An 18,722-nucleotide genomic window follows, 5' to 3' on the forward strand; every position below is an offset into this window, starting at 1 on the left:
TCATGCTTGGGCCAATGAGTCGTCCCCATGCTTAAATAATACCTTTTCAATAAATACACTTAGCAAGTCTGGATCAAACTGAGTACCAGAATTTATCTGAAGTTCTTCCCTCGCAATTTTTTCTGGTAAAGCACTACGATAACTTCTTTCACTAGTCATAGCATCATAGGCATCTGCGATGCTAATAATTCTTGACTGAAGTGTTATTTCTGTACCTTTTAAACCTTTGACTAATAGCTCCAACTATACTTTAAAATCAACCAGGAGGTCGGTCATAGCCTTTCGGCATCCTCACCGCAGGCTCGATGTTCAGCTTTAACTGAGCGTATCACTTAAGCTCATAAAGAAGCACCCCATCCTTATTTATCCGCTCAACAAGTCCGAGATGGACTAAATGTTCTAAATGAGATAGTGCTTCACCTGAAGCAAACCATTTTTGAGAAGATGGAAAGTCAGCCCATCTTTTATGACTTAGATCCCAGTGCATTGAGGCAGCCATTGCAATTGGGGTCTTGCTACCTTCTTTTAAAATACCTAAAATCTCTTGGAGACGTTCTTTATGATGACTCAGAAGCTCAGTAATTCTTTTTCTGTGATCCCTGATGATTTTTCTATGAGCCGTAAATAAGTAATCAATTTCATACTCATATACCTTGTTTAAGCTCTTGAAATAGGTTGCCAAAATATCTTGTTCAAATCCCCAAAATGTAATATTCGGAGTAATTTCATCTAGGATATGGTCTCCACAAAAAAACAGCTGATGGGTTTTCTCATACAAGCCAATCTGCCCAGGCGTATGCCCTGGAAGATCCACGACTTCGAAACTATAATCCCCTAGTACAATTTTGTTTCCTTCACACAATGGGCTAAATTCAAGAGGCTCGATCTGTCTGGCCCCAAATTCTTTACCAAAGTTTATAGAAGTACCGTTTTCAAAGCCTAATAGTTGGTTTAAGGATTCGAAAAACAGATCCCTCTCGGACGTTTGATTTAAAATTTCTCCATCAATCTGACTAAAATATATGCCATGTACTCCTTGTCTTTTTAGGGCAGGAGCAAGACCTGCGTGATCACTATGCATATGGGTAATCAGGAGATCAGTCTTGCTTATGTCAATGTTTAACTCTTCTAGACCCTTCATTAACTCGGTCAAGCATTCTGCTGTGTTAAATCCTGTATCGATGATCAAATTTCTACTTTCAGATAGGATGATATAACTATTGATAGCTTTTAAAGGATTTTTAGGGAGAGGTATCTCGTTCTTGAAAATATTGGGGTAAACTTCAGTAATCATCTAATGCCTCCAAATTAATCGACTTCTCAATCAGCAAAACCACTTGCTCTGAAAAATGCCGCAGATTTCAATTATCACTTTGTCGTCGTCGGGATTAACATTCTCATCCATTTTGTCATTAACAGATAGATTACCGCTCGTGGTCCAGTTATCGGGAAGATTATCCGCATTAGCATCCCGTTCCAAGCTGGAGTTATCGATCAGATTATAAGCGCTTAAAGTGGTTCCCTTTTCTAGCTGAATCCCGTCAAAATAGGCTGTCCCTGATCCGGCATTTAAGCCAACAGTAAGTTGAATCTTGGCTGTATTGGCTGGAACGCTGTCGATTACGGCTTGGACTCTTGTCCAGTCGTTAGTGCCTTTGAGCTGATAGGCTGTTTGCTGGTCAATCCAGACGTTATTCGCGTCATAAAATGCTAGCTTGACGACAGCCGTGTTCGTCGTAGCCACTGTTTTAACATAGCCACTAATAACATACTTATCTCCTGCAGTATAAGGGAACAGGTCTGTCCCTACGATAGCCCAACCCGTCGGGTTGGAAACACTGACCGATTTTTGACCAAGTTTGGCAGTGGTTGACCAAGCATAGGTCGCCGTCTTGTTCGGCTCTGTCGATTTAGTCCAGTTATCTGGCCAGTTGTTGGCGTCATTGTCCAGTTCAAAACCGGAGTTAGGAATTAGGTTATCTGCTGCGGACATGGTGTTGGTGTAATTAAGCAGGTTTCCATTAGCAGCGTAGCGAGTGGCCGAAGTCTGAAGATTAGGATCGGTGGCTTCCGTTTTGTTGTTTTTCGTATCATAGCTTGAAGAACTGGTATTGCGGTTATAATCCGTGGCTGAGATAAGGTTATTATTGGTATCGTAGGTGTTTGAAGCTCGTTGGTTCTCGGGGAGCTGGACCTCTGTGATATTGCCATTGGCGTCATAGGTGTAAATATAGGCACTTGTTCCACTGATTTTATTGGTATTGGGGTCTTTCACCTGGGTCAAGTTATTGTTGTTGTCATAGTCGAAGGTGGTGATGGCCTTGTTTTGGGCATCCAGTGGGTTTTCCGTGACCTGGACAATGTTGCCGTTGGCATTATAGGTGTAGTCTACTCTGCGGCCTTCTCCGTCGGTGACCGTTGTTACCTTATTCGTGATGTCGAAGACGTAATTAGTGGTGCTGGTTGTGGATACGCCATCTATGGTAATGGGGCGATTCACATTGGCCACTCGGTCTGAGGCACCGTATCCCACGGTGGTCGTGATGTTCCGGGGATTGGTTATGCCGGTCAGGTTATGGGTGGCGTCATACCCATAGGTTGTGAATTTTCCGGCGGTATCCGTGACCTTCGTTAGGTTTCCGTTGACATCGTACTCATAGGCTACGGTCCGGTTAGCCGGGTCCGTAATGCTGGAGACGTATCCATTCGTCCCATAGACAAGGGAAGTTGTTCGTCCGGAGGCATCTTGAATTGTGGTTAGTTTTCCATTACCGTCGTAGGTAAAGGATGTGGTGTCGACAATGGAAGCAACCTTGCCGCTGGTGTTGTAATTTACTTTTGTCCCGTCGGCTTGGGTAATAGTGTACGTTGCGTCTCCGTTTTTCACGAGGGTTAAATAAATCCCACCGGCAGCGACATAGCCACCCCCGGCAATTTCACCGAAAATGTGGCGGGTATTGTCACCATCCACTAACGTGATGGGTCCGGTTCCCGCATCGACAAGGCGGGTTTCGAGGTTGCTGAACCAGCTGTAACCAAAAATTCCTGCGGTCATTGACTTGCGACTATTGTTAGTCCGGGTGACACTTACGGGAATACCCCGACCGGGAATGAAAGGTCCGTCTCTTGTAAAACCAGATTACCATTGGCAGGATTAACGCCGTCCTTAGTGTAACCCCAAAAATTCTCTAACCCGATCGGATCGACGGTATAGTTGATTGTAAGTCGCGGGGTATTGTTAGTGGGTCCAGCTTCCACCGTATTAAAAGACCGATAGGGGGAGGTGCCTTCATTTTGTTGTTTTAGCATGACTCCGTAATTGGCCTGAGTACCGCTGTACCAGTCCTTGGCTAACTGAGTAATATCCCACTGCCAGTAGGCATTGGCAGTATTACTAGTTATTGTCGATTCCGGAGTTGACTTAATCGTGGGTTGGGTATTATTACAGGAAGATTACCCTTTTAACGTTCCAAATGAATTAAGTGGCCAATAACGTATCCATACCTTTCCCTCAATATTTTGCTTAGGCACAAATCCCCACATATGACTATCGTTACTACTCCGTCGATTGTCGCCTAGGACAAAATATGAATCAGGGGGAACTCGAACAGAATTGTATTGGTAATTAGGCTTTTCTTGAAGATAATTCTCTTCAAGTGCATCTCCATTGACCAGCACTATGCCATCTTTAACCTCAATTTCTTCTCCAGGTAGTCCAATAACTCTCTTTAAGAGATCATCTTTCTCACCTGAAGATGGAGGCGCACGGAAAACTACAACATCACCACGTTCAATGTAACTAAATTTAAATAGTAGTTTATCTACTATTAGTCTATCCTGCAGTTGAATTGTTGGTAACATTGACGCTGTAGGTACAATCCTCGTATCTAAAAGGAATGTTCTTATTGTGATAAATAGAAAAAAAGCAAATGCGATTATTCCTAACCATTCTAATAGATTTTTGAAACGCAAATTCAAACCTTGATCCCCCTCAAATCATAAAATCCAAGACTTCTGACACCCTCAGAACTTATTAAGCCTATGCGAGCGTTCGTCAACCAGAGAAGAACCCATCCTCGTCTTCTATAGAAAATGCTCGCACTGGTGAACCATCTGCTTGAAAACAGGCATAGCCGAATGAATAATGTGTGTAAAATCCGTAACTTTCACGCTGAACCTCCTTGATAAACTCCACATCCGCTAAAACCTAATATACCCCTACCTGCCAATAAAGTAAAGAAACAAGGCTGGCTCGAAGCTCTAAATTCTTCCAGCCAGCCTTGTTTTCTAGTGATTATGTTATCTCTTATCTATTCTTAAACACGGGTTTACGTTTCTCAGCAAAGGCCGCACAGCCTTCTTTGAAATCCTCTGAAGACCAGGTCAGTACTTGATACATGGCCTCCAGCTCAGTCTGTTGATAATAATCATTTTTCCAGGCCTCGCGCAATAGTTTCTTATCGAGACCAACGGTCATTAATGGCTGCAAAGCTAACTTTTCTGCCCATCTTATTGCCTCAGGCAGGCACTCCTCATGGGGAACTACTTTATTCAACAGTCCTAGTTTCTCTGCTTCTTCAGCATTAATGATTTTACCAAACCACAGTAATTCCAGAGCCTTATGATAGCCCACTTTTTGAATAAGAAAATGCGATGCCCCACTATCCGGACAAAAAGCTAATTGCATAAAGGTAAAGCCCATACGTGCTTTTTCAGAGGCAATAATCAAGTCGCAAGCTAGGCAGGCAGCCACAGAAGCACCTGCTACTACTCCATTAAGTGCCGCTATGACCGGTTTTTTCATTTCATAGATCGCCTTTACAAGTTCACCTGAGGCATCATAAGTCTCCTTGGCGCTGATCGGGTCTTTTATTTTAGCTAACATAGAAATATCTCCCCCGCTAGACCACCCCTTACCCGCTCCAGTCAGGACTATGACTTTCACAGCATCATTTTCAGCGGCCTCCTTGCAAGCAGCCTGAACATCCGCACAAATCTGATCATTGACCGAATTCATGGTTTCAGGTCGATTAAAGGTAAGCACCGCTACTCCAGTCTCCATAATATCCAGCTTAACTGTTTTCCAATCCATAAAGCCATCCACCTTTCAATTCCCAAAATGAATTTCAATTCATTGCTAATAATTCGAGATTCGCCAAACTTAATAATATTCCTTTATTTACATTAAGAAAGTTTTTTGATGATCTACCACCGTGATGTCCACTCATTTCGATGAGTCTTTCAATGAGTAGTAGTATCTAAGGACCCACAAAGATACAGTTTCCTATGATTATAGGGCTGATCCTGCGAGTCCTTTTTAACTAACTAGACTATCTAAGAGATAAGTTTCAGTTTTTTGTCATCTTTACATTTATCAACATGTCCAATCATATAATTCAGACAACAACGAGGTGCCACTCTATTCTGGATTGGTAGGTATCCTCTTTTATGTATGAATAACACGAGAAAGGATGAGAGACATGAGTCTATTTAAAATTGATCAGGACAAATGCAAGCGTGACGGTATTTGTGCCAAAGAATGCCCAACAAAGATTATTAGTTTTACGGACAAAGATGGGTTTCCCTCTACTATAGACAATGCCGAGGACTATTGTTTAGATTTCGGTCACTGTGTGGCGGAATGCCCCACTGGTCACTTGGCGTTAATAGCGGGTTTTTCCTTTTCTATCATTTCGATAGCTTCCTTGGTGGCCAAAGGTAATTCCGCCTTTTTGGAATTATTATAATCGAAAATGACGATTACCCCTTCTCCAGTAGCAGCTACTCCTAATTTTTCACTGACAATTATGTACTCCATAACAAAGCTCGATTGACCCATTGACTTTACCTTCGTACCGACGATGATTTGATCTGGATATACCAGCGGCTTGAGATACTTACAAGTCATTTGCGCCAATATTGGACCGACGCCCGTCTTGGATTTTAGATCATTTAGCCCTATCTCTTCAAAGTATTGGATCCGGGCGCTTTCAAAATATCTCAAATAAATAATGTTATTAATATGACCATAAGCATCCATTTCTCCCCAGGCAATCGGTGTTTTAACATGGACAGGAAAATCTTCTAAATCCAACATAACACAATCTCCTCCAAGTACCTGATTTCTTGATTATCTCACACTACTTTAAACCGAACTTCGACATTATTCTTAGCTTCGATCAGCACGCATACCCCTTCTTCACGTGGGTTGTAGTCTACGACAAGAACATCGTTCAAATTAATCCAAAATACTCGACTTTCCGGACCCCATACTGAAACTTTATCATCTGCTACGTCAATATACTCTACAACCCCAAAATCCACAGTACAATCAATGACACTAGATACCTCGATACTTTCCAGATTTTTGCCCAAGAATTTTTCATTCATAAATTTTACAAATTCTATTTTTGCTGACAAGGTTAACATAAGAAATACCTACCTATCATTTTGATCCTATTCTTGAATATCCGGCTAAGCTCCACTATCTGAATTCGTTATCTAGTCACCCCATATTAATGTCCCAATATTTAACCTTACAAACGCTTGGGATGACGTTTTTAACCTTAACACTTCACAATTCTCCAACAGCGGAACATAATCCTCTTTCCACAAATAATTTCGATTAAACAAGGCCGAAAGCAGATTGTGCTTCCGCTCCGGGAAGGAGCAAGGCGAGAAGGCAAGGGGACTGTCCTCTTGCCTTCTTTTCTTTGCTAAACCAAGTGCGGTTCAAAAATCACCAATAATGCCTGCAATAAAAGTCTCACCCTACAAGTTAGGAACCGTCCCCAACTTGCGTGCAGCTTGCGTGAATCAAGTCTCATATGCAAGTCAGGAACTGTCCCCAACTTGCATATGAGACTTGCATTGCTATAAGCTTTTTATTTTGGCAGTAACGTCCTTAATTAATCGTGCGGTAATTCCCCATATTGTTTCTCCTGCAACCTTATAAACAAAAACATTACTCATCATAGCTCCCCAGGGCTTCGTATACCGCTCTGGAAGTCCTAATTCTTTCGCTGGAAACGTGATAACTTCTTCACCAGCTTGATTGATGTATGAAGGCTGTGCTCTGTGGTTCACTTTATATAGCTCTGGTTCAGTATTAACAAAAAAAGAGACTGGAACTGTAAAGATCTTTTCTACTTCATCTACGCATAGTTTTAAATCATCCAAGCTGGATATATCAATTACGCCTAAAAATGCGTCCACCGTGGTACCCATTGCGCCAACAACCGTATCTAGTGAACCCATAATAGTTATCTTATCTGAGGAAATTCCTAGCTCTTCTGCCGTTTCTCTTAGTGCCGTATCTCTAAAATCAGAGTCTTGTTCAGGATCAAATTTGCCGCCAGGAAAACATATCTCTCCAGCTTGTCTTATCCTAGCTGCCCTTTTTTCAAACACAAAATAATAGTCTTCGTCTACCAGCATTAGCAACACAATAACCGCAGAGTTAAAATATTCTTCTTTTCCATTGATGCCTGGAACTACTGGTAACTTCTCTTTCAATCCTTCTAGCGTCAATTTATTCATGTCCCAACTCCATTTATCAATTGTCTGTATGTTAATTCGCCCACAATCCAGACTATCCCTTCCTTTCCAGAAAAAATTGGTGATACTAGAATAAGGCCAAAAGCAAATCTTTGTAATAATACAATATACTATGCAATTACCTGGTGGTGTAAATATACAATATAGTGTAAAATTTATGTTGCCTAACTCTACATAAAAACAAGTAATATAACTTTGCAGCAAGGGAGAAAAAATAATGAATGAGATTGCTCAAGACTTAAATAACCAGATACAACAAGAAAATCCCTTTGTTTATGAACTGTTATCTGAACTTGGTAAGAATTTGTATTACCCTAAGGGGATTTTAACCCAAACTGCGGAGGCTAACCAGAAGGCCTATCGCTTTAATGCTACGATTGGAATTGCAACTGAAAATGGCCAACCGATGTTCTTACCCTTAATCCAGGAAACCTTAAACAATTATGGTCCTAAAGACCTATATCCCTATGCGCCCCCTGCTGGAAAATCCGAGCTAAGGCAACTGTGGCGAGAAAAGATGCTCCAGGAAAATCCTTCTTTAAAGGATAAAACCTTCAGCAATCCCATCGTAACCAATGCTTTAACCCATGGTTTAAGTATCGTTGCCGATCTTTTTATTAACGAAAACGACCCCTTGATTTTGCCCGACAAATTATGGGGTAATTATAACTTCATCTTTGGGGTTCGTAGAGGAGCAAAAAATGCACTCTTTCCTTTCTATACTAAAGAAGGAGCCTTTAATACGGCCGGCATGAAAGAAGCCTTGCTTTCCAAGCGAGACCAAGGTAAGGCAGTTTTGTTACTTAATTTCCCTAACAACCCAACAGGATATACGCCGAATGAAGAAGAGGCAACGGAGATCGTTGAAGCCTTAAGGGAAGTAGCCCAACAAGGGATGAACTTGGTCGTGATTACTGACGATGCTTATTACGGTTTGTTTTATGAGAACTCTATCAAGGAATCTCTGTTTGCCCGGATCGCCAATATTCACCCCAGAATATTAGCCATAAAGGTGGATGGCGCTACAAAAGAGGACTACATGTGGGGATTTCGTGTCGGGTTCATTACCTACGCATCTGAGCATCCGGCTGTACTAAATGCGTTGGAAAAAAAGACGTTAGGGATTATTCGGGGTACAATTTCCAGTTCCTCCCATCCAGCTCAGACATTTGTGATAAATGCCCTTAAATCGAGTGAATTCCTAACTCAAAAACAAGCTAAATTTGAGTTGCTTAAGAAACGTGCTGATAAAGTCAAAGAGGTCCTCGAGCATGGAGAATATAACGATGCATGGGATTATTATCCCTTTAATTCAGGGTATTTCATGTGTCTCAAACTTAAAGGGGTAAATTCCGAAACCTTGCGAATACACCTACTTGACCATTACGGAGTAGGGGTTATTTCACTTGGGGAAGACGATGTGCGCGTTACCTTCTCGTGTGTCGAGGAACAAGAAGTCAAACAACTCTTTGACCTAATTTATCAAGGGTTCCAAGACTTGTCGGCTAAAAACGATTAAGTAATACGAATACAAATTAGTCAAGGTTGGAGATATTTTTTTCAACCTTTTTTCTTGTTAGTGTCAATTCTTATATCAAATTCTTAGGTTCGAAGACGAAACTTATGATGAACCATCCAGCGGCAAGATCATAACGAAAGAAAGGAAGACTAATATTTTGATTTTCAGACAAGTTAATCAGGAAGAGATAAGTTTACTTTTTGAACAAGGATATAGGGAATGGAGTAAAAATAGAACTTTCGAACAATATTGTATTGACAATAGCAAAGAAGATGCATTTGGTACAAGATATGTTATAGAGAAAAACGGAGAGATTGTAAGTTCTACAATAGTACTTAAATTAGAGCGAATTAACGGGAAAAAAGCCTTTGGTATAGGCTCTGTTTTAACACCACAAAACCATAGTAATAATGGTTATGCTACTGAATTATTAAGAAAATGTGTTAATCTTGTATATGATGAAAATAATATTATTTTTTTGTATTCAGAAATAAATCCAACTTTCTACGAAAAATTGAACTTTAGAATATTACCACTGCAATTACAAAGATATGAAAAGAGTATTTGTATGGCCTATTGTAAAGATGAAGTATGGTATGAGCTATCCAACTGTAATATTGATTTAATCCCTAATTACTTCTAATTCCAACTGCTCCTATTTCCGTCTGAAAGTGGCCGCCAGTTCTGCGCTAATCCACTCATACTCAACATCATTTCTATATCATTTTCAGGCGTTCGGCACCAGGAAGACTAAATTTATTGTTCACTCTTCTATGCCAGCACTTGTTTTACTAGGGTTCCAACCTCCCACGGTAAAGCCGCCACTTTCACCCCGTTAAAGAAAATCTATGCGGATACAATAACAAATACCCTATAGAGTAGACAGTCAAAAGTCAACCCTATAGGGTATTTTTGTATCATGAAATATTACATGAATGGAGATTCGATAAGCTCAAGAGGCTCATATAAATCATTTGGTAATAGTTGTACAAGAATATTAATAGAGTATAAGTGAGACGCATTAAAAGGAGGGTAATTAGATGCGGAAAAAAATGTTTGTCATCATCGCTATAACCCTTGTTATTACTGTGCTAATATTTCTCAGTCTTTTATTCAGAGGCCCGGTAAGAACTATTAAACATAGTTCTATCCCAATTCAGAGTTATGAAACTACGATGCTTAATTGCACTCCTCTGCAATATGATACAAAGGACTATACTATAAAATTTTCAGTTCCAGATGCTACGGAAGTATATGTTAGCCCTGACAAGGGAGAAGAACTGCGATTTAGTACCTATTTAGATAATAGTGAATGGGGTTTCAGGGGGTATATACAGTTATGGAAGCTTAAGGATTTAGAACGTTTTCTTAATATTAGTAAAGCTTTAAGCCCTTTTGATTTTAGGTCTTATAAAGTTAGTAATATTCAAAAACGTCAATATCATGGATTCATAACTGAATGGACTGCTGAATTTGGAGAAGAATTAATCAGTGGAACAGAGTATTGGTTAAAAATTAACAACACTGAAGAAGTCATTAGAGTATCAATCTTAACAGACACGGCCGACTTTCCAGAAAAGTTAGAAAATGTAATACAACAGATCATAGATTCTCTACAGATTGATGTAAAGTATTTAATCTAGACCCTATTTCCCTCGCTCAGTAGCTCCCTACTAACCTCTCCTACACTGCCCCCTCTCTTAGTGGGTCATAGGTTGGTTAGTTTTTACCGTCTTTAGGTCCTATTTTACTAGCCTGCTGATTAAAACTCATTATAAGCTTTGAAACGATGGCCGCAATCAGTTGTTGAAAGAGTAGTATTAAGACAATGGGTAAGGCAACCGGAGCCGAAAAATGAGAAACAAGGCTGGAAGCATAATAATACTTCAAGCCTTGTTTTTGCTATTTATTAACTAACTCCCTTTACTTACGTCTAGCTAGGAGCTCCTTACCAACCTCTTTAACCCCAACCCCACGCTCTTCCATCATCACCAAGACATGATAGAACAAATCCGACACTTCAGATTTGATCTCCTCAGGATCGGCGTTCTTAGCCGCAATAATAACTTCAGCGCTTTCCTCTCCGACCTTTTTGAGGATCTTATCAATCCCCTTTTCAAACAGATAAGTCGTATAAGCCCCTTCCGGTCGTTCCAAGTTTCGAGAGTGAATGACATCTGTCAACAGCTCTAAGGCTCTGCCAAGCGTTGGCTCGGGTCTTACTTCCGGTTTCCCGGTGACTTCAAATCCCTCACCCGTCAATTCATAATGAAAACACGAGAAATGGTTTTCATGGCAAGCCATGCCAGATTGTTGCACTGTCAGGAGCAGAGCATCCTGATCACAGTCAAACTTGATATCAATGATCTCCTGGAAATGTCCGGAGGTTTCTCCTTTCAGCCACAAGGATTGCCGACTTCTGCTATAATAACAGGCCTTGCGTTCACGAAGTGTTCTGCGCAAGGACTCTTCATTCATATAAGCGAGCATCAGAACGTCTTTAGTCTCCACATCCTGAACAATCGCGGGAACAAGCCCATGGGAGTCCCAGCGAATCCCTGATAAATCGAAGGTTTCTATTTGATTTGCATCCATTGTATCTCTACCTTTCAGTACCATCATCTATCGTTCGTCTAAGTCGAGGTTTATGGTTGACCCCAGAGACAAGGCTGTTGTCACACAAGTCCCCCAGTTTTTCGAATCAGTATTCCTCGCTCTGCTAAATACCGTTTGGCTTCCTCTATGCTGAACTCCTTATAGTGAAAGATCGATGCCGCTAAAACGGCGTCCGCTTCCCCAAGAGTTAGCCCTTCTGCTAAATGCTCTAACGTTCCCACCCCACCACTGGCAATAACAGGCAGGGAAACCGCTCTACTCACAGCTCTAGTTAGTTCTAACTCATAACCAACCTTGGTTCCATCGCGGTCCATGGAGGTTAAGAGAATCTCTCCTGCACCTAGTGCTTCTGCTTCTGCAGCCCATTCCAAGACATCCTTGCCTGTCGCTGTTCTTCCCCCATGAATATACACTTCCCATTGACCGGGTGCAGTGCTTCGCGCATCAATAGCGACTACAATGCACTGGCTTCCGAAAGCATGGGCCCCTTCTTGAATAAGACGTGGAGTCTGAACTGCTGAGGTGTTGAGGGCAATTTTGTCCGCTCCGGCTCTAAGCATACGGCGTATATCTTCGATAGTCCGTAGCCCACCTCCGATCGTAAAAGGAATAAAGACTTGCTCGGCCGTTCGGCGTACCACGTCAACCATCGTTTCACGATTATCCGATGAAGCAGTAATATCTAGAAAAATCAGCTCATCTGCACCTTCCCTATCATAGAGGGCAGCAAGTTCCACGGGATCCCCAGCATCACGCAACTGCACAAAATTGGTCCCTTTGACCACTCGCCCGTCATGGACGTCTAAACAGGGAATGATCCGCTTACTTAACATGATCTTCCCCCCCGTTCCCAAATAGCCCGTCGAGCGGTGTAAAATTTGCGGCCTCCAATGCTTCTCTCAGGGTAAAGGCCCCACTATAGAGTGCTTTTCCTGTGATTACCCCTTCAATAGAGACTCCCTTAATGGCCTCGGCTTGTAAGTTTCGCAGATCTGCCAAGGTTGAAATCCCGCCAGATGCAATCACGGATAGGCCAGTTTCCCGAGCCATCTGAACAGTACTTTCAATATTTGGTCCTTGAAGCATTCCATCCCGAGCAATATCTGTGAAAACCACACTCTCGACTCCCATGCCTTTCACGGCCAGCCCTAAGTCTATGGCCCTCATTTCTGTCGTTTCCGCCCAGCCTTGAACAGCAACCAAGCCCTCTTTAGCGTCGATGCCCACAATGACTCGTTTTCCGTAGCGACGCGCTGCTTCGGCAACCAACTCCGGATCTTTGACAGCTATCGTCCCTAAAATAACTCGTTCTACCCCTAACTCGATAAGATCAGTGAGCCGCTCCATTGTGCGGATTCCGCCCCCTACCTGGATCTTCATTGAAACATTCCCGACTATCTGTCGAATGATCTCATCATTAACTGGCTTGCCAGTAAATGCTCCGTTCAGATCAACAATATGTAAATACTCTGCACCTTGACTCTCAAAGTCTTTAGCCAAGTCAACGGGGTTATTGGAGTAAACCGTGGAATCCTCCATCCGTCCCTGTAACAGGCGTACCGCTTTCCCCTCTTTTAGATCAATGGCTGGAAAGAGCAACATTGTCATTCACCCACTTTCCAAAGTTAGTAAGAAGTTGGAGTCCCCAGGGACTTGATTTTTCCGGGTGAAACTGTGCTCCCCAGACATTGTCTTTGCCAACAATCGCAGGAAAGACAACCCCATAGTCACTACTCGCTATAATATCACGCGTCTCCCTCGGTTGCGCAAAATACGAATGAACAAAATAAAAATAGGATTCGTTGGGAATCCCTTCTAATAAACGAGAAGGTTGTTCGAGTCTTAGGCTGTTCCAGCCCATGTGCGGAATCTTAGCGCCAGGCGGAAATTTAACGACTCTGCCCGCTAGGAGTCCTAAGCCCGCGTGTTCGCCATGTTCTTCTCCAACCTCAAAGAGAATCTGCATTCCTAAACAGATCCCCAGAAAAGGGCGACCCGAACGGGCAAACTCGATGATAGGCTGAGTCCATCCTCCACGATTTAAAGCCTCCATCGCATCAGCAAACGCCCCGACTCCTGGAAGTATGAGTCCATTCACGACCTTCAGATCCTCAGGGGATGTTAAAATTCTTGCCTCGAAACCGACCTTTTCCAACGCTTTTTCGACACTTCTTAAGTTTCCCCGTCCATAATCTACAATGCCTATCACTTTATAAAACTCCTTTAGTTGAAAGTATTCCACTATACCGAGTGTTCTGGCGAAGGGCTAGACCTAAGGCTCTTCCCACTCCTTTAAAGACAGCTTCCATAATATGATGTTGATTCTTCCCTGAAAGTTGCCTTACGTGTAGAGTCAGTCCACTCTGTACCGCTAAAGCCCGAAAGAATTCCTCTGCCATTTCAACGGGAAACTCACCTACCATGCCCTCTTGACAATTTACATCCCAAACCAGATAGGGCCGATTAGAAAGATCCAATGCCACTTGAACAAGGGCTTCATCCATAGGTAAAAGGGCCTCGCCAAGTCGTTCAATTCCCCGCTTATCACCACAAGCCTCTCTCAGCGCTTGCCCCAAGACGATCCCGCAGTCTTCTATCGTATGGTGAGCATCCACCTCTAAATCCCCACTTGCCTCAATGATGAGATCAAGATAGGCAAACCGGCTAAACGCGGTCAGCATATGATCAAAAAAACCAATCCCGGTCTTAACTTGAGATTCTCCTGTTCCATCTAGATTTAAGCGCACACTTATTTCCGTTTCCTTAGTTTTCCGTTTAATATTAGCTTCTCGCATAATTCGTTTCCTCTCTAAATTATACTCATACGTTTAATTCCGTTAGGTTTTACTTAACGCTTTGACTTACTAAACCGTTAGGATTACTCAACCGTTCGCTTACTTAATCGTTAATCTTAATATACAAATCCACTGCTTTTTATAGTGAGCTGATCTCTCGAACTGCTTGGATAAACCTTTCATTTTCCTCGGGCAGCCCCGCGCTGATGCGCAGGCATTTGCCTAGCGAGGTGAGCATACCCATGTTACGAACAAGAAAACCCCGTTTTAGAAATTCCGAAGCCCATCGATCGGGATCATGCGGTTTAAAAAGAATAAAATTTGCCCGCGTCGGATAAACGGTTAAGTCCGGAACTAGCTTTAAAGCAGTTTGTAATTTTTTCGTTTCTGCCTTGATTTGCTCAATTTGCCCTTGGTACTCACTTAAGTAATCCAAGGATAGGATTCCAGCTTTCTGACTAAACAGGTTTACATTGAACGGTGGACGAACCCTGTTGATTAAGGCAATAGTTTGCGGTTGTCCAAGCAAATATCCTAAGCGGAGGCCTGCCATTCCAAAGGCCTTAGAAAACGTGCGGAGAATCACCAAATTAGGATAGTTTTCAATTTCAGGAATAAGAGTTTCCTCTGCAAACTCAGCGTAGGCCTCATCCACCACGACAATTTTGCCGCTTTCTCGTACGAGTCGGAGAATCTCCTCTCTTGGAAACAGCGATCCAGTGGGATTATTGGGATTACAGACAATGCACACATGGGCCTCTGGAACTTGTGCTGCCTTTAACATCTGCTCAGTATCTAAGTCTAGGCCATTTAACAAGGGCACTTCTACGACTGTGGTTTCTGTCAAACGTGCATAAATCTGATACATTCCGAAGGTTGGAGGATGGATGATCATAGATTTACCTAAACCACCAAAGGTTAGCAAAATTAGTTGAATCAACTCATCCGATCCGTTACCTATCAGAATTCCTTCTGGCGAGATTCCCGTATACTTAGCAATACACGTCTTAAGTTCAGTACCCATGCCATCGGGATAGCGGTTAAAGGCCAATTCCTGCCTGAACAACGCTTCCCGCATACCCGCAGGCCAAGGAAAGGGGTTTTCATTAGCATCTAGTTTAATGCATTCAGGCATATGTTTCGTTTGATAAGGAACAAGCTTACGAACTTCAGGGCGAACGAACCGTTCAAGATTACTTAACTCGGTTTCCATTTTTACATCTTCCTTTATGCTTTTTTTCTTTGCAACAACTAATATCTGCATTGAACACACTTGCAAGAGATATTCGTCAAGCCAGGTTAATTCAAGGTCTAAATCGTATTTCCACAGCCCGTGCATGCGCTTCCAATCCTTCGCTGCGGGCGAGTAAGGCGATCTGCTTAGCATCCCTTTGCAAGGCTGCTTCCGAGTAACCGATCACACTTACCTTCTTCATGAAAATATCGACATTGAGGGGAGAGTAAAAACGTGCCGTCCCTCCTGTCGGTAAAACGTGATTTGGTCCCGCAAAGTAATCCCCGACTGGTTCTGGAGAAAAGCGCCCTAGAAAGATAGCACCGACATTTCGGACTTTTCCTAACCAAGAGTAGGGATCCGTAACGACCAGTTCAAAATGCTCTGGGGCAATTTGGTTTGCCAAATTCATTCCCTCGTTAAGATCCGACACCAAAATGGCGGCCCCATACGTTTCCCAAGAGGCTCGAGCAATCTCGGCACGAGGTAAGTTCTCCAATTGTCGCTCCACTTCGCCGATAGTCTGTTCGAGAAGTTGACGAGAAGGAGAGACTATAATCGCTGAGGCCAAGCGATCATGTTCAGCCTGAGAGAGCAGATCTGCGGCTAACTCTTCTGGCCGCCCGCTCTTATCCGCCAAGATTAAGATCTCACTCGGCCCAGCCAACATATCAATGTCTACGGTTCCGAAGACTTGCTTTTTGGCTAAGGTTACATAGATATTTCCCGGTCCTGTTATTTTATCCACCGGAGAAATGGACTCTGTCCCGTAGGCTAACGCGGCAATCCCTTGGGCCCCCCCGACTTTGTAAATTTCAGTCACACCAGCTTCAGCCGCCGCTACTAAAACCTCTGGTAGAAGTGTGCCATCCACTCTAGGCGGGCTAACCATCACAATCTCTTTTACTCCAGCTACAACGGCCGGTAAAGCGTTCATCAATACTGACGATGGGTAAGAAGCCGTTCCACCCGGCACATAGATCCCCACGCGCTTAAGTGGGAGAAGTAGTTGCCCGAGAATACTCCCATCCGTGTCTGGCTCCAGCCAAGAAGTTCGCTTCTGGCGTTCATGGAAGTTTAAAATATTTCGTTTAGCCGTTCGCAAAGCTTCTAAAAAATCTGCCTCCACAACTTGATAGGCAGCTTGAATTTCCTCTTCGGTTGCTCTCAAACCAGATTGACGCAGATTAACTTGATCAAATTCCTCCGTCATTTGGAAGATCCCCTCTTCGCCATCTTCCCGAACCCTCCTGAGGATCTCTGTAACACGCTTATCTAAGGTTTCATCATCTCCATACGATTTCCGAGTGAGACGACTTAAATCAATCTCCTTTAAATCCTCAACCTTCATAACGTTTATCCCTCACTTTTTTGTCAAATAACTTAGTATAGTGTAGGCATCTCCTGTTTTAAATCTAAGGTCTTCGATATGACTACTTTGCCGATACCTCTCCAACAAGTTCTCCACGCAAACGCTCGACTAAATCCCGAATTCGCTCAGATTTCATGCGGTAGGCAACCCTGTTAGCAATTAAACGGGTGGTCGCTTCAAGGATTGGAGCAACCTCAAGCAGATGATTCTCCTTAAGTGTTTTGCCCGTGGAAACAATATCGACAATCATTTCAGCAAGATCGACACACGGAGCCAGCTCCATATTCCCATGTAATTTAATAGGAGTTACCTGCATCCCCAGCCCACTAAAAAAGGTCTCTGTCACCCGCGGAAACTTCGTGGCCACCCGCTGATGATTCAGAACGCTCAAATCATACTCGCCACTAGGAAGTTTAGGTGGGACACTCTCCTCTGGCATGGCAACTACAAAGCGACAATAGCCAAATTTTAGGTCCAGTAATTCGGCCACATCCTTATTTTCTTCCAGTAAGGTATCCTTTCCAACCATGCCAAGGTCTGCGGCCCCATACTCCACATAGGTCGGAATATCCGTCGGGCGACAAATAATTATCTTAGCCTTACTATCCGGGAGATCGTAAAAGAGCTTCCTGGAGTCTTCATTCACATGGCTACATTCTATCCCAATCCGACTCAACAATTGAATCGAATCAATTAGTAACTTTCCCTTGGGTAACGCAATCGTCAAGAAATCTTTATCCACCTAGGCAACCCCTCTCCAATATCCCTAAAAACTTGAGCATAATAGATATTCCATTTAATGCTTTAGTTAGTTAAAGTGCTAACATATTAATTATATCAAGGTCCTTTAACTCTGGCAACCCCTTATCATAAAAAATCATAGAAATTCCAATCCTCTGATAGTGAATCAGGGAAAATCCTACGGGCAACTTCAGCCACACAGGTGATTCAGATTCTAGAACATATCGTGAAAAAACAGAGAGTTGTCAACGAGACAATCTCTCTGCTTTAGTATTCTAAAGTCTTATTTGAATTCTGAGTTAGCTGGTTTTTAAATATCCTCAAGATAGATCTCACGACGAGACTCAGGTTTTGATAGTTTGATATTTAGGAATAACCAGAAATTTAAAAAGCTAAGTGATCATCCGTTAACTTCAATTTCTCAAAGACCTCAATTAACTTAATATAATCATTATCAGTAATGTACTTTTCACCCGTTTCAGAAGTCTTATTAAAGTCGACAGTATTCAAGAGTCCTAGACAACCCCGATTCTTATCGTCAATCTCTTCAAAAGCCTTCGTTAAGTAGGAACCTAGGTTTTGCTTTTCTTGTTTTAATAAATCCCAACGTGCCATCTTGGGCACAAATAAACGATAGGATTCCCTTCTTTCTAAATCTTCTTCGATTAGGCTTTGAGATAAGCCCTTTGCTGTAAGTTTATTACGCCTAACTTGGCGTTCTAGATTAAATCGGTCGTTTAAACGCTTTAAAAAAAGGATCGCAATAACATATTCTTTAAATTCTGCAGCCTCCCTATCTCCACGTAAAGACTCGCAAGTATCATTAAGAAGCCGTTCAAACTCAGCTAGAGATAATTTTTCACCCATTTTTTCTACTCCTATCTGATT

Annotated in this window: 20 protein-coding genes and 2 pseudogenes; 4 read left to right on the forward strand and 18 right to left on the reverse strand. The window is 42.5% G+C overall.

The genetic code is table 11. The features are described from left to right. The 6 genes and pseudogenes from ACYQ3Q_RS13850 to ACYQ3Q_RS13875 form a co-directional block, all read right to left on the reverse strand. Positions 1 to 228 (reverse strand): annotated as a pseudogene (locus tag ACYQ3Q_RS13850) (HD-GYP domain-containing protein); the annotation flags it as partial. Between the two features lie 100 nt (positions 229 to 328). Beyond that, positions 329 to 1,294, reverse strand: a complete 966-nt coding sequence (locus tag ACYQ3Q_RS13855) for an MBL fold metallo-hydrolase (RefSeq protein WP_459929131.1) — start codon at positions 1,292 to 1,294, stop codon at positions 329 to 331. Between the two features lie 30 nt (positions 1,295 to 1,324). After that, positions 1,325 to 3,055, reverse strand: a complete 1,731-nt coding sequence (locus ACYQ3Q_RS13860) for a hypothetical protein (RefSeq protein ID WP_459929132.1) — start codon at positions 3,053 to 3,055, stop codon at positions 1,325 to 1,327. 32 nt (positions 3,056 to 3,087) lie between these two features. Further along, positions 3,088 to 3,429: pseudogene (locus ACYQ3Q_RS13865) on the reverse strand (DNRLRE domain-containing protein); the annotation flags it as partial. Positions 3,430 to 3,453: 24 nt separating this feature from the next. Next, the gene (gene lepB, locus ACYQ3Q_RS13870) at positions 3,454 to 3,978 is read right to left on the reverse strand and encodes a signal peptidase I (RefSeq protein ID WP_459929133.1); all 525 of its coding nucleotides are present in this window, start codon (positions 3,976 to 3,978) and stop codon (positions 3,454 to 3,456) included. Positions 3,979 to 4,306: 328 nt separating this feature from the next. Continuing rightward, positions 4,307 to 5,092, reverse strand: coding sequence for an enoyl-CoA hydratase/isomerase family protein (locus ACYQ3Q_RS13875; RefSeq protein ID WP_459929134.1), 786 nt, complete (start codon positions 5,090 to 5,092; stop codon positions 4,307 to 4,309). 388 nt (positions 5,093 to 5,480) lie between these two features. Between ACYQ3Q_RS13875 and ACYQ3Q_RS13880 the strand changes: the two genes are divergently transcribed. Next, positions 5,481 to 5,747 (forward strand): 4Fe-4S dicluster domain-containing protein, encoded by a 267-nt coding sequence (locus ACYQ3Q_RS13880; RefSeq protein WP_459929135.1) that lies wholly within the window; start codon positions 5,481 to 5,483, stop codon positions 5,745 to 5,747. Here ACYQ3Q_RS13880 and ACYQ3Q_RS13885 read toward each other — a convergent pair. The 3 genes from ACYQ3Q_RS13885 to ACYQ3Q_RS13895 all read right to left on the reverse strand — a co-directional run bounded on the left by ACYQ3Q_RS13885 (position 5,654) and on the right by ACYQ3Q_RS13895 (position 7,539). Then, on the reverse strand, positions 5,654 to 6,097 hold the full coding sequence (locus ACYQ3Q_RS13885) for an acyl-CoA thioesterase (RefSeq protein ID WP_459929136.1): 444 nt from the start codon (positions 6,095 to 6,097) through the stop codon (positions 5,654 to 5,656). The two genes, ACYQ3Q_RS13880 and ACYQ3Q_RS13885, sit on opposite strands and share 94 nt — an antisense overlap. 38 nt (positions 6,098 to 6,135) lie before the next feature. After that, positions 6,136 to 6,390 carry a hypothetical protein gene (locus tag ACYQ3Q_RS13890; protein ID WP_459929137.1) on the reverse strand — a complete coding sequence of 85 codons (255 nt, stop codon included), beginning with the start codon at positions 6,388 to 6,390 and terminating at the stop codon, positions 6,136 to 6,138. Positions 6,391 to 6,873: 483 nt separating this feature from the next. Further along, complete coding sequence (locus tag ACYQ3Q_RS13895) at positions 6,874 to 7,539, reverse strand: NUDIX hydrolase (protein WP_459929138.1); 666 nt, start codon at positions 7,537 to 7,539, stop codon at positions 6,874 to 6,876. Positions 7,540 to 7,774: 235 nt separating this feature from the next. Here ACYQ3Q_RS13895 and ACYQ3Q_RS13900 point away from each other — a divergent pair, with 235 nt between their 5' ends. The 3 genes from ACYQ3Q_RS13900 (at position 7,775) to ACYQ3Q_RS13910 (ending at position 10,719) form a co-directional block, all read left to right on the forward strand. Next, positions 7,775 to 9,076 carry an aminotransferase class I/II-fold pyridoxal phosphate-dependent enzyme gene (locus ACYQ3Q_RS13900; protein ID WP_459929139.1) on the forward strand — a complete coding sequence of 434 codons (1,302 nt, stop codon included), beginning with the start codon at positions 7,775 to 7,777 and terminating at the stop codon, positions 9,074 to 9,076. A 157-nt stretch (positions 9,077 to 9,233) separates the two neighbouring features. Beyond that, on the forward strand, positions 9,234 to 9,719 hold the full coding sequence (locus tag ACYQ3Q_RS13905) for a GNAT family N-acetyltransferase (protein ID WP_459929140.1): 486 nt from the start codon (positions 9,234 to 9,236) through the stop codon (positions 9,717 to 9,719). Positions 9,720 to 10,116: 397 nt separating this feature from the next. Then, a complete protein-coding gene (locus ACYQ3Q_RS13910; RefSeq protein WP_459929141.1) occupies positions 10,117 to 10,719 on the forward strand; it encodes a hypothetical protein in 603 nt (200 codons plus the stop codon). 280 nt (positions 10,720 to 10,999) lie between these two features. Here the strand turns inward: ACYQ3Q_RS13910 and hisIE are convergent, their stop codons facing one another. The 9 genes from hisIE to ACYQ3Q_RS13955 all read right to left on the reverse strand — a co-directional run bounded on the left by hisIE (position 11,000) and on the right by ACYQ3Q_RS13955 (position 18,701). Then, the gene (gene hisIE / locus ACYQ3Q_RS13915) at positions 11,000 to 11,671 is read right to left on the reverse strand and encodes a bifunctional phosphoribosyl-AMP cyclohydrolase/phosphoribosyl-ATP diphosphatase HisIE (RefSeq protein WP_459929310.1); all 672 of its coding nucleotides are present in this window, start codon (positions 11,669 to 11,671) and stop codon (positions 11,000 to 11,002) included. An 80-nt stretch (positions 11,672 to 11,751) separates the two neighbouring features. Then, on the reverse strand, positions 11,752 to 12,525 hold the full coding sequence (gene hisF, locus ACYQ3Q_RS13920) for an imidazole glycerol phosphate synthase subunit HisF (RefSeq protein WP_459929142.1): 774 nt from the start codon (positions 12,523 to 12,525) through the stop codon (positions 11,752 to 11,754). Beyond that, entirely contained in the window at positions 12,515 to 13,294 is a 780-nt protein-coding gene (gene hisA / locus ACYQ3Q_RS13925) for a 1-(5-phosphoribosyl)-5-[(5-phosphoribosylamino)methylideneamino]imidazole-4-carboxamide isomerase (protein WP_459929143.1), read from the reverse strand. Before hisA ends, hisF begins: the two co-directional genes overlap by 11 nt. Continuing rightward, positions 13,272 to 13,901 carry an imidazole glycerol phosphate synthase subunit HisH gene (gene hisH / locus ACYQ3Q_RS13930; protein ID WP_459929144.1) on the reverse strand — a complete coding sequence of 210 codons (630 nt, stop codon included), beginning with the start codon at positions 13,899 to 13,901 and terminating at the stop codon, positions 13,272 to 13,274. The genes hisA and hisH overlap by 23 nt, the downstream gene beginning before the upstream one ends. Position 13,902: 1 nt before the next feature. Next, positions 13,903 to 14,487, reverse strand: coding sequence for an imidazoleglycerol-phosphate dehydratase HisB (gene hisB / locus ACYQ3Q_RS13935; RefSeq protein WP_459929145.1), 585 nt, complete (start codon positions 14,485 to 14,487; stop codon positions 13,903 to 13,905). A gap of 139 nt (positions 14,488 to 14,626) precedes the next feature. Further along, a complete protein-coding gene (gene hisC, locus ACYQ3Q_RS13940) occupies positions 14,627 to 15,700 on the reverse strand; it encodes a histidinol-phosphate transaminase (protein ID WP_459929311.1) in 1,074 nt (357 codons plus the stop codon). Positions 15,701 to 15,791: 91 nt separating this feature from the next. After that, positions 15,792 to 17,072 (reverse strand): histidinol dehydrogenase, encoded by a 1,281-nt coding sequence (gene hisD, locus ACYQ3Q_RS13945; RefSeq protein ID WP_459929146.1) that lies wholly within the window; start codon positions 17,070 to 17,072, stop codon positions 15,792 to 15,794. Positions 17,073 to 17,154: 82 nt separating this feature from the next. Then, on the reverse strand, positions 17,155 to 17,835 hold the full coding sequence (gene hisG / locus ACYQ3Q_RS13950) for an ATP phosphoribosyltransferase (protein WP_459929147.1): 681 nt from the start codon (positions 17,833 to 17,835) through the stop codon (positions 17,155 to 17,157). Positions 17,836 to 18,218: 383 nt separating this feature from the next. Continuing rightward, positions 18,219 to 18,701, reverse strand: coding sequence for a type I restriction-modification system subunit M N-terminal domain-containing protein (locus ACYQ3Q_RS13955; RefSeq protein ID WP_459929148.1), 483 nt, complete (start codon positions 18,699 to 18,701; stop codon positions 18,219 to 18,221). Positions 18,702 to 18,722 lie beyond the last annotated feature (21 nt).

This window comes from Desulfosporosinus burensis (genome assembly GCF_054657535.1).

What these genes read in the sequence shown, in the direction of transcription:
- ACYQ3Q_RS13885 (WP_459929136.1), bottom strand. Translation starts at nt 6,097, where the DNA reads ATGTTGGATTTAGAAGATTTTCCTGTCCATGTTAAAACACCGATTGCC.
- hisIE (WP_459929310.1), bottom strand. Translation starts at nt 11,671, where the DNA reads ATGGATGCAAATCAAATAGAAACCTTCGATTTATCAGGGATTCGCTGG.
- ACYQ3Q_RS13875 (WP_459929134.1), bottom strand. Translation starts at nt 5,092, where the DNA reads ATGGATTGGAAAACAGTTAAGCTGGATATTATGGAGACTGGAGTAGCG.
- hisD (WP_459929146.1), bottom strand. Translation starts at nt 17,072, where the DNA reads ATGAAGGTTGAGGATTTAAAGGAGATTGATTTAAGTCGTCTCACTCGG.
- hisF (WP_459929142.1), bottom strand. Translation starts at nt 12,525, where the DNA reads ATGTTAAGTAAGCGGATCATTCCCTGTTTAGACGTCCATGACGGGCGA.
- ACYQ3Q_RS13895 (WP_459929138.1), bottom strand. Translation starts at nt 7,539, where the DNA reads ATGAATAAATTGACGCTAGAAGGATTGAAAGAGAAGTTACCAGTAGTT.
- ACYQ3Q_RS13955 (WP_459929148.1), bottom strand. Translation starts at nt 18,701, where the DNA reads ATGGGTGAAAAATTATCTCTAGCTGAGTTTGAACGGCTTCTTAATGAT.
- hisA (WP_459929143.1), bottom strand. Translation starts at nt 13,294, where the DNA reads ATGTTGCTCTTTCCAGCCATTGATCTAAAAGAGGGGAAAGCGGTACGC.
- ACYQ3Q_RS13860 (WP_459929132.1), bottom strand. Translation starts at nt 3,055, where the DNA reads ATGACCGCAGGAATTTTTGGTTACAGCTGGTTCAGCAACCTCGAAACC.
- ACYQ3Q_RS13910 (WP_459929141.1), top strand. Translation starts at nt 10,117, where the DNA reads ATGCGGAAAAAAATGTTTGTCATCATCGCTATAACCCTTGTTATTACT.
- ACYQ3Q_RS13900 (WP_459929139.1), top strand. Translation starts at nt 7,775, where the DNA reads ATGAATGAGATTGCTCAAGACTTAAATAACCAGATACAACAAGAAAAT.
- hisC (WP_459929311.1), bottom strand. Translation starts at nt 15,700, where the DNA reads ATGGAAACCGAGTTAAGTAATCTTGAACGGTTCGTTCGCCCTGAAGTT.
- ACYQ3Q_RS13890 (WP_459929137.1), bottom strand. Translation starts at nt 6,390, where the DNA reads ATGAATGAAAAATTCTTGGGCAAAAATCTGGAAAGTATCGAGGTATCT.
- hisB (WP_459929145.1), bottom strand. Translation starts at nt 14,487, where the DNA reads ATGCGAGAAGCTAATATTAAACGGAAAACTAAGGAAACGGAAATAAGT.
- ACYQ3Q_RS13855 (WP_459929131.1), bottom strand. Translation starts at nt 1,294, where the DNA reads ATGATTACTGAAGTTTACCCCAATATTTTCAAGAACGAGATACCTCTC.
- ACYQ3Q_RS13880 (WP_459929135.1), top strand. Translation starts at nt 5,481, where the DNA reads ATGAGTCTATTTAAAATTGATCAGGACAAATGCAAGCGTGACGGTATT.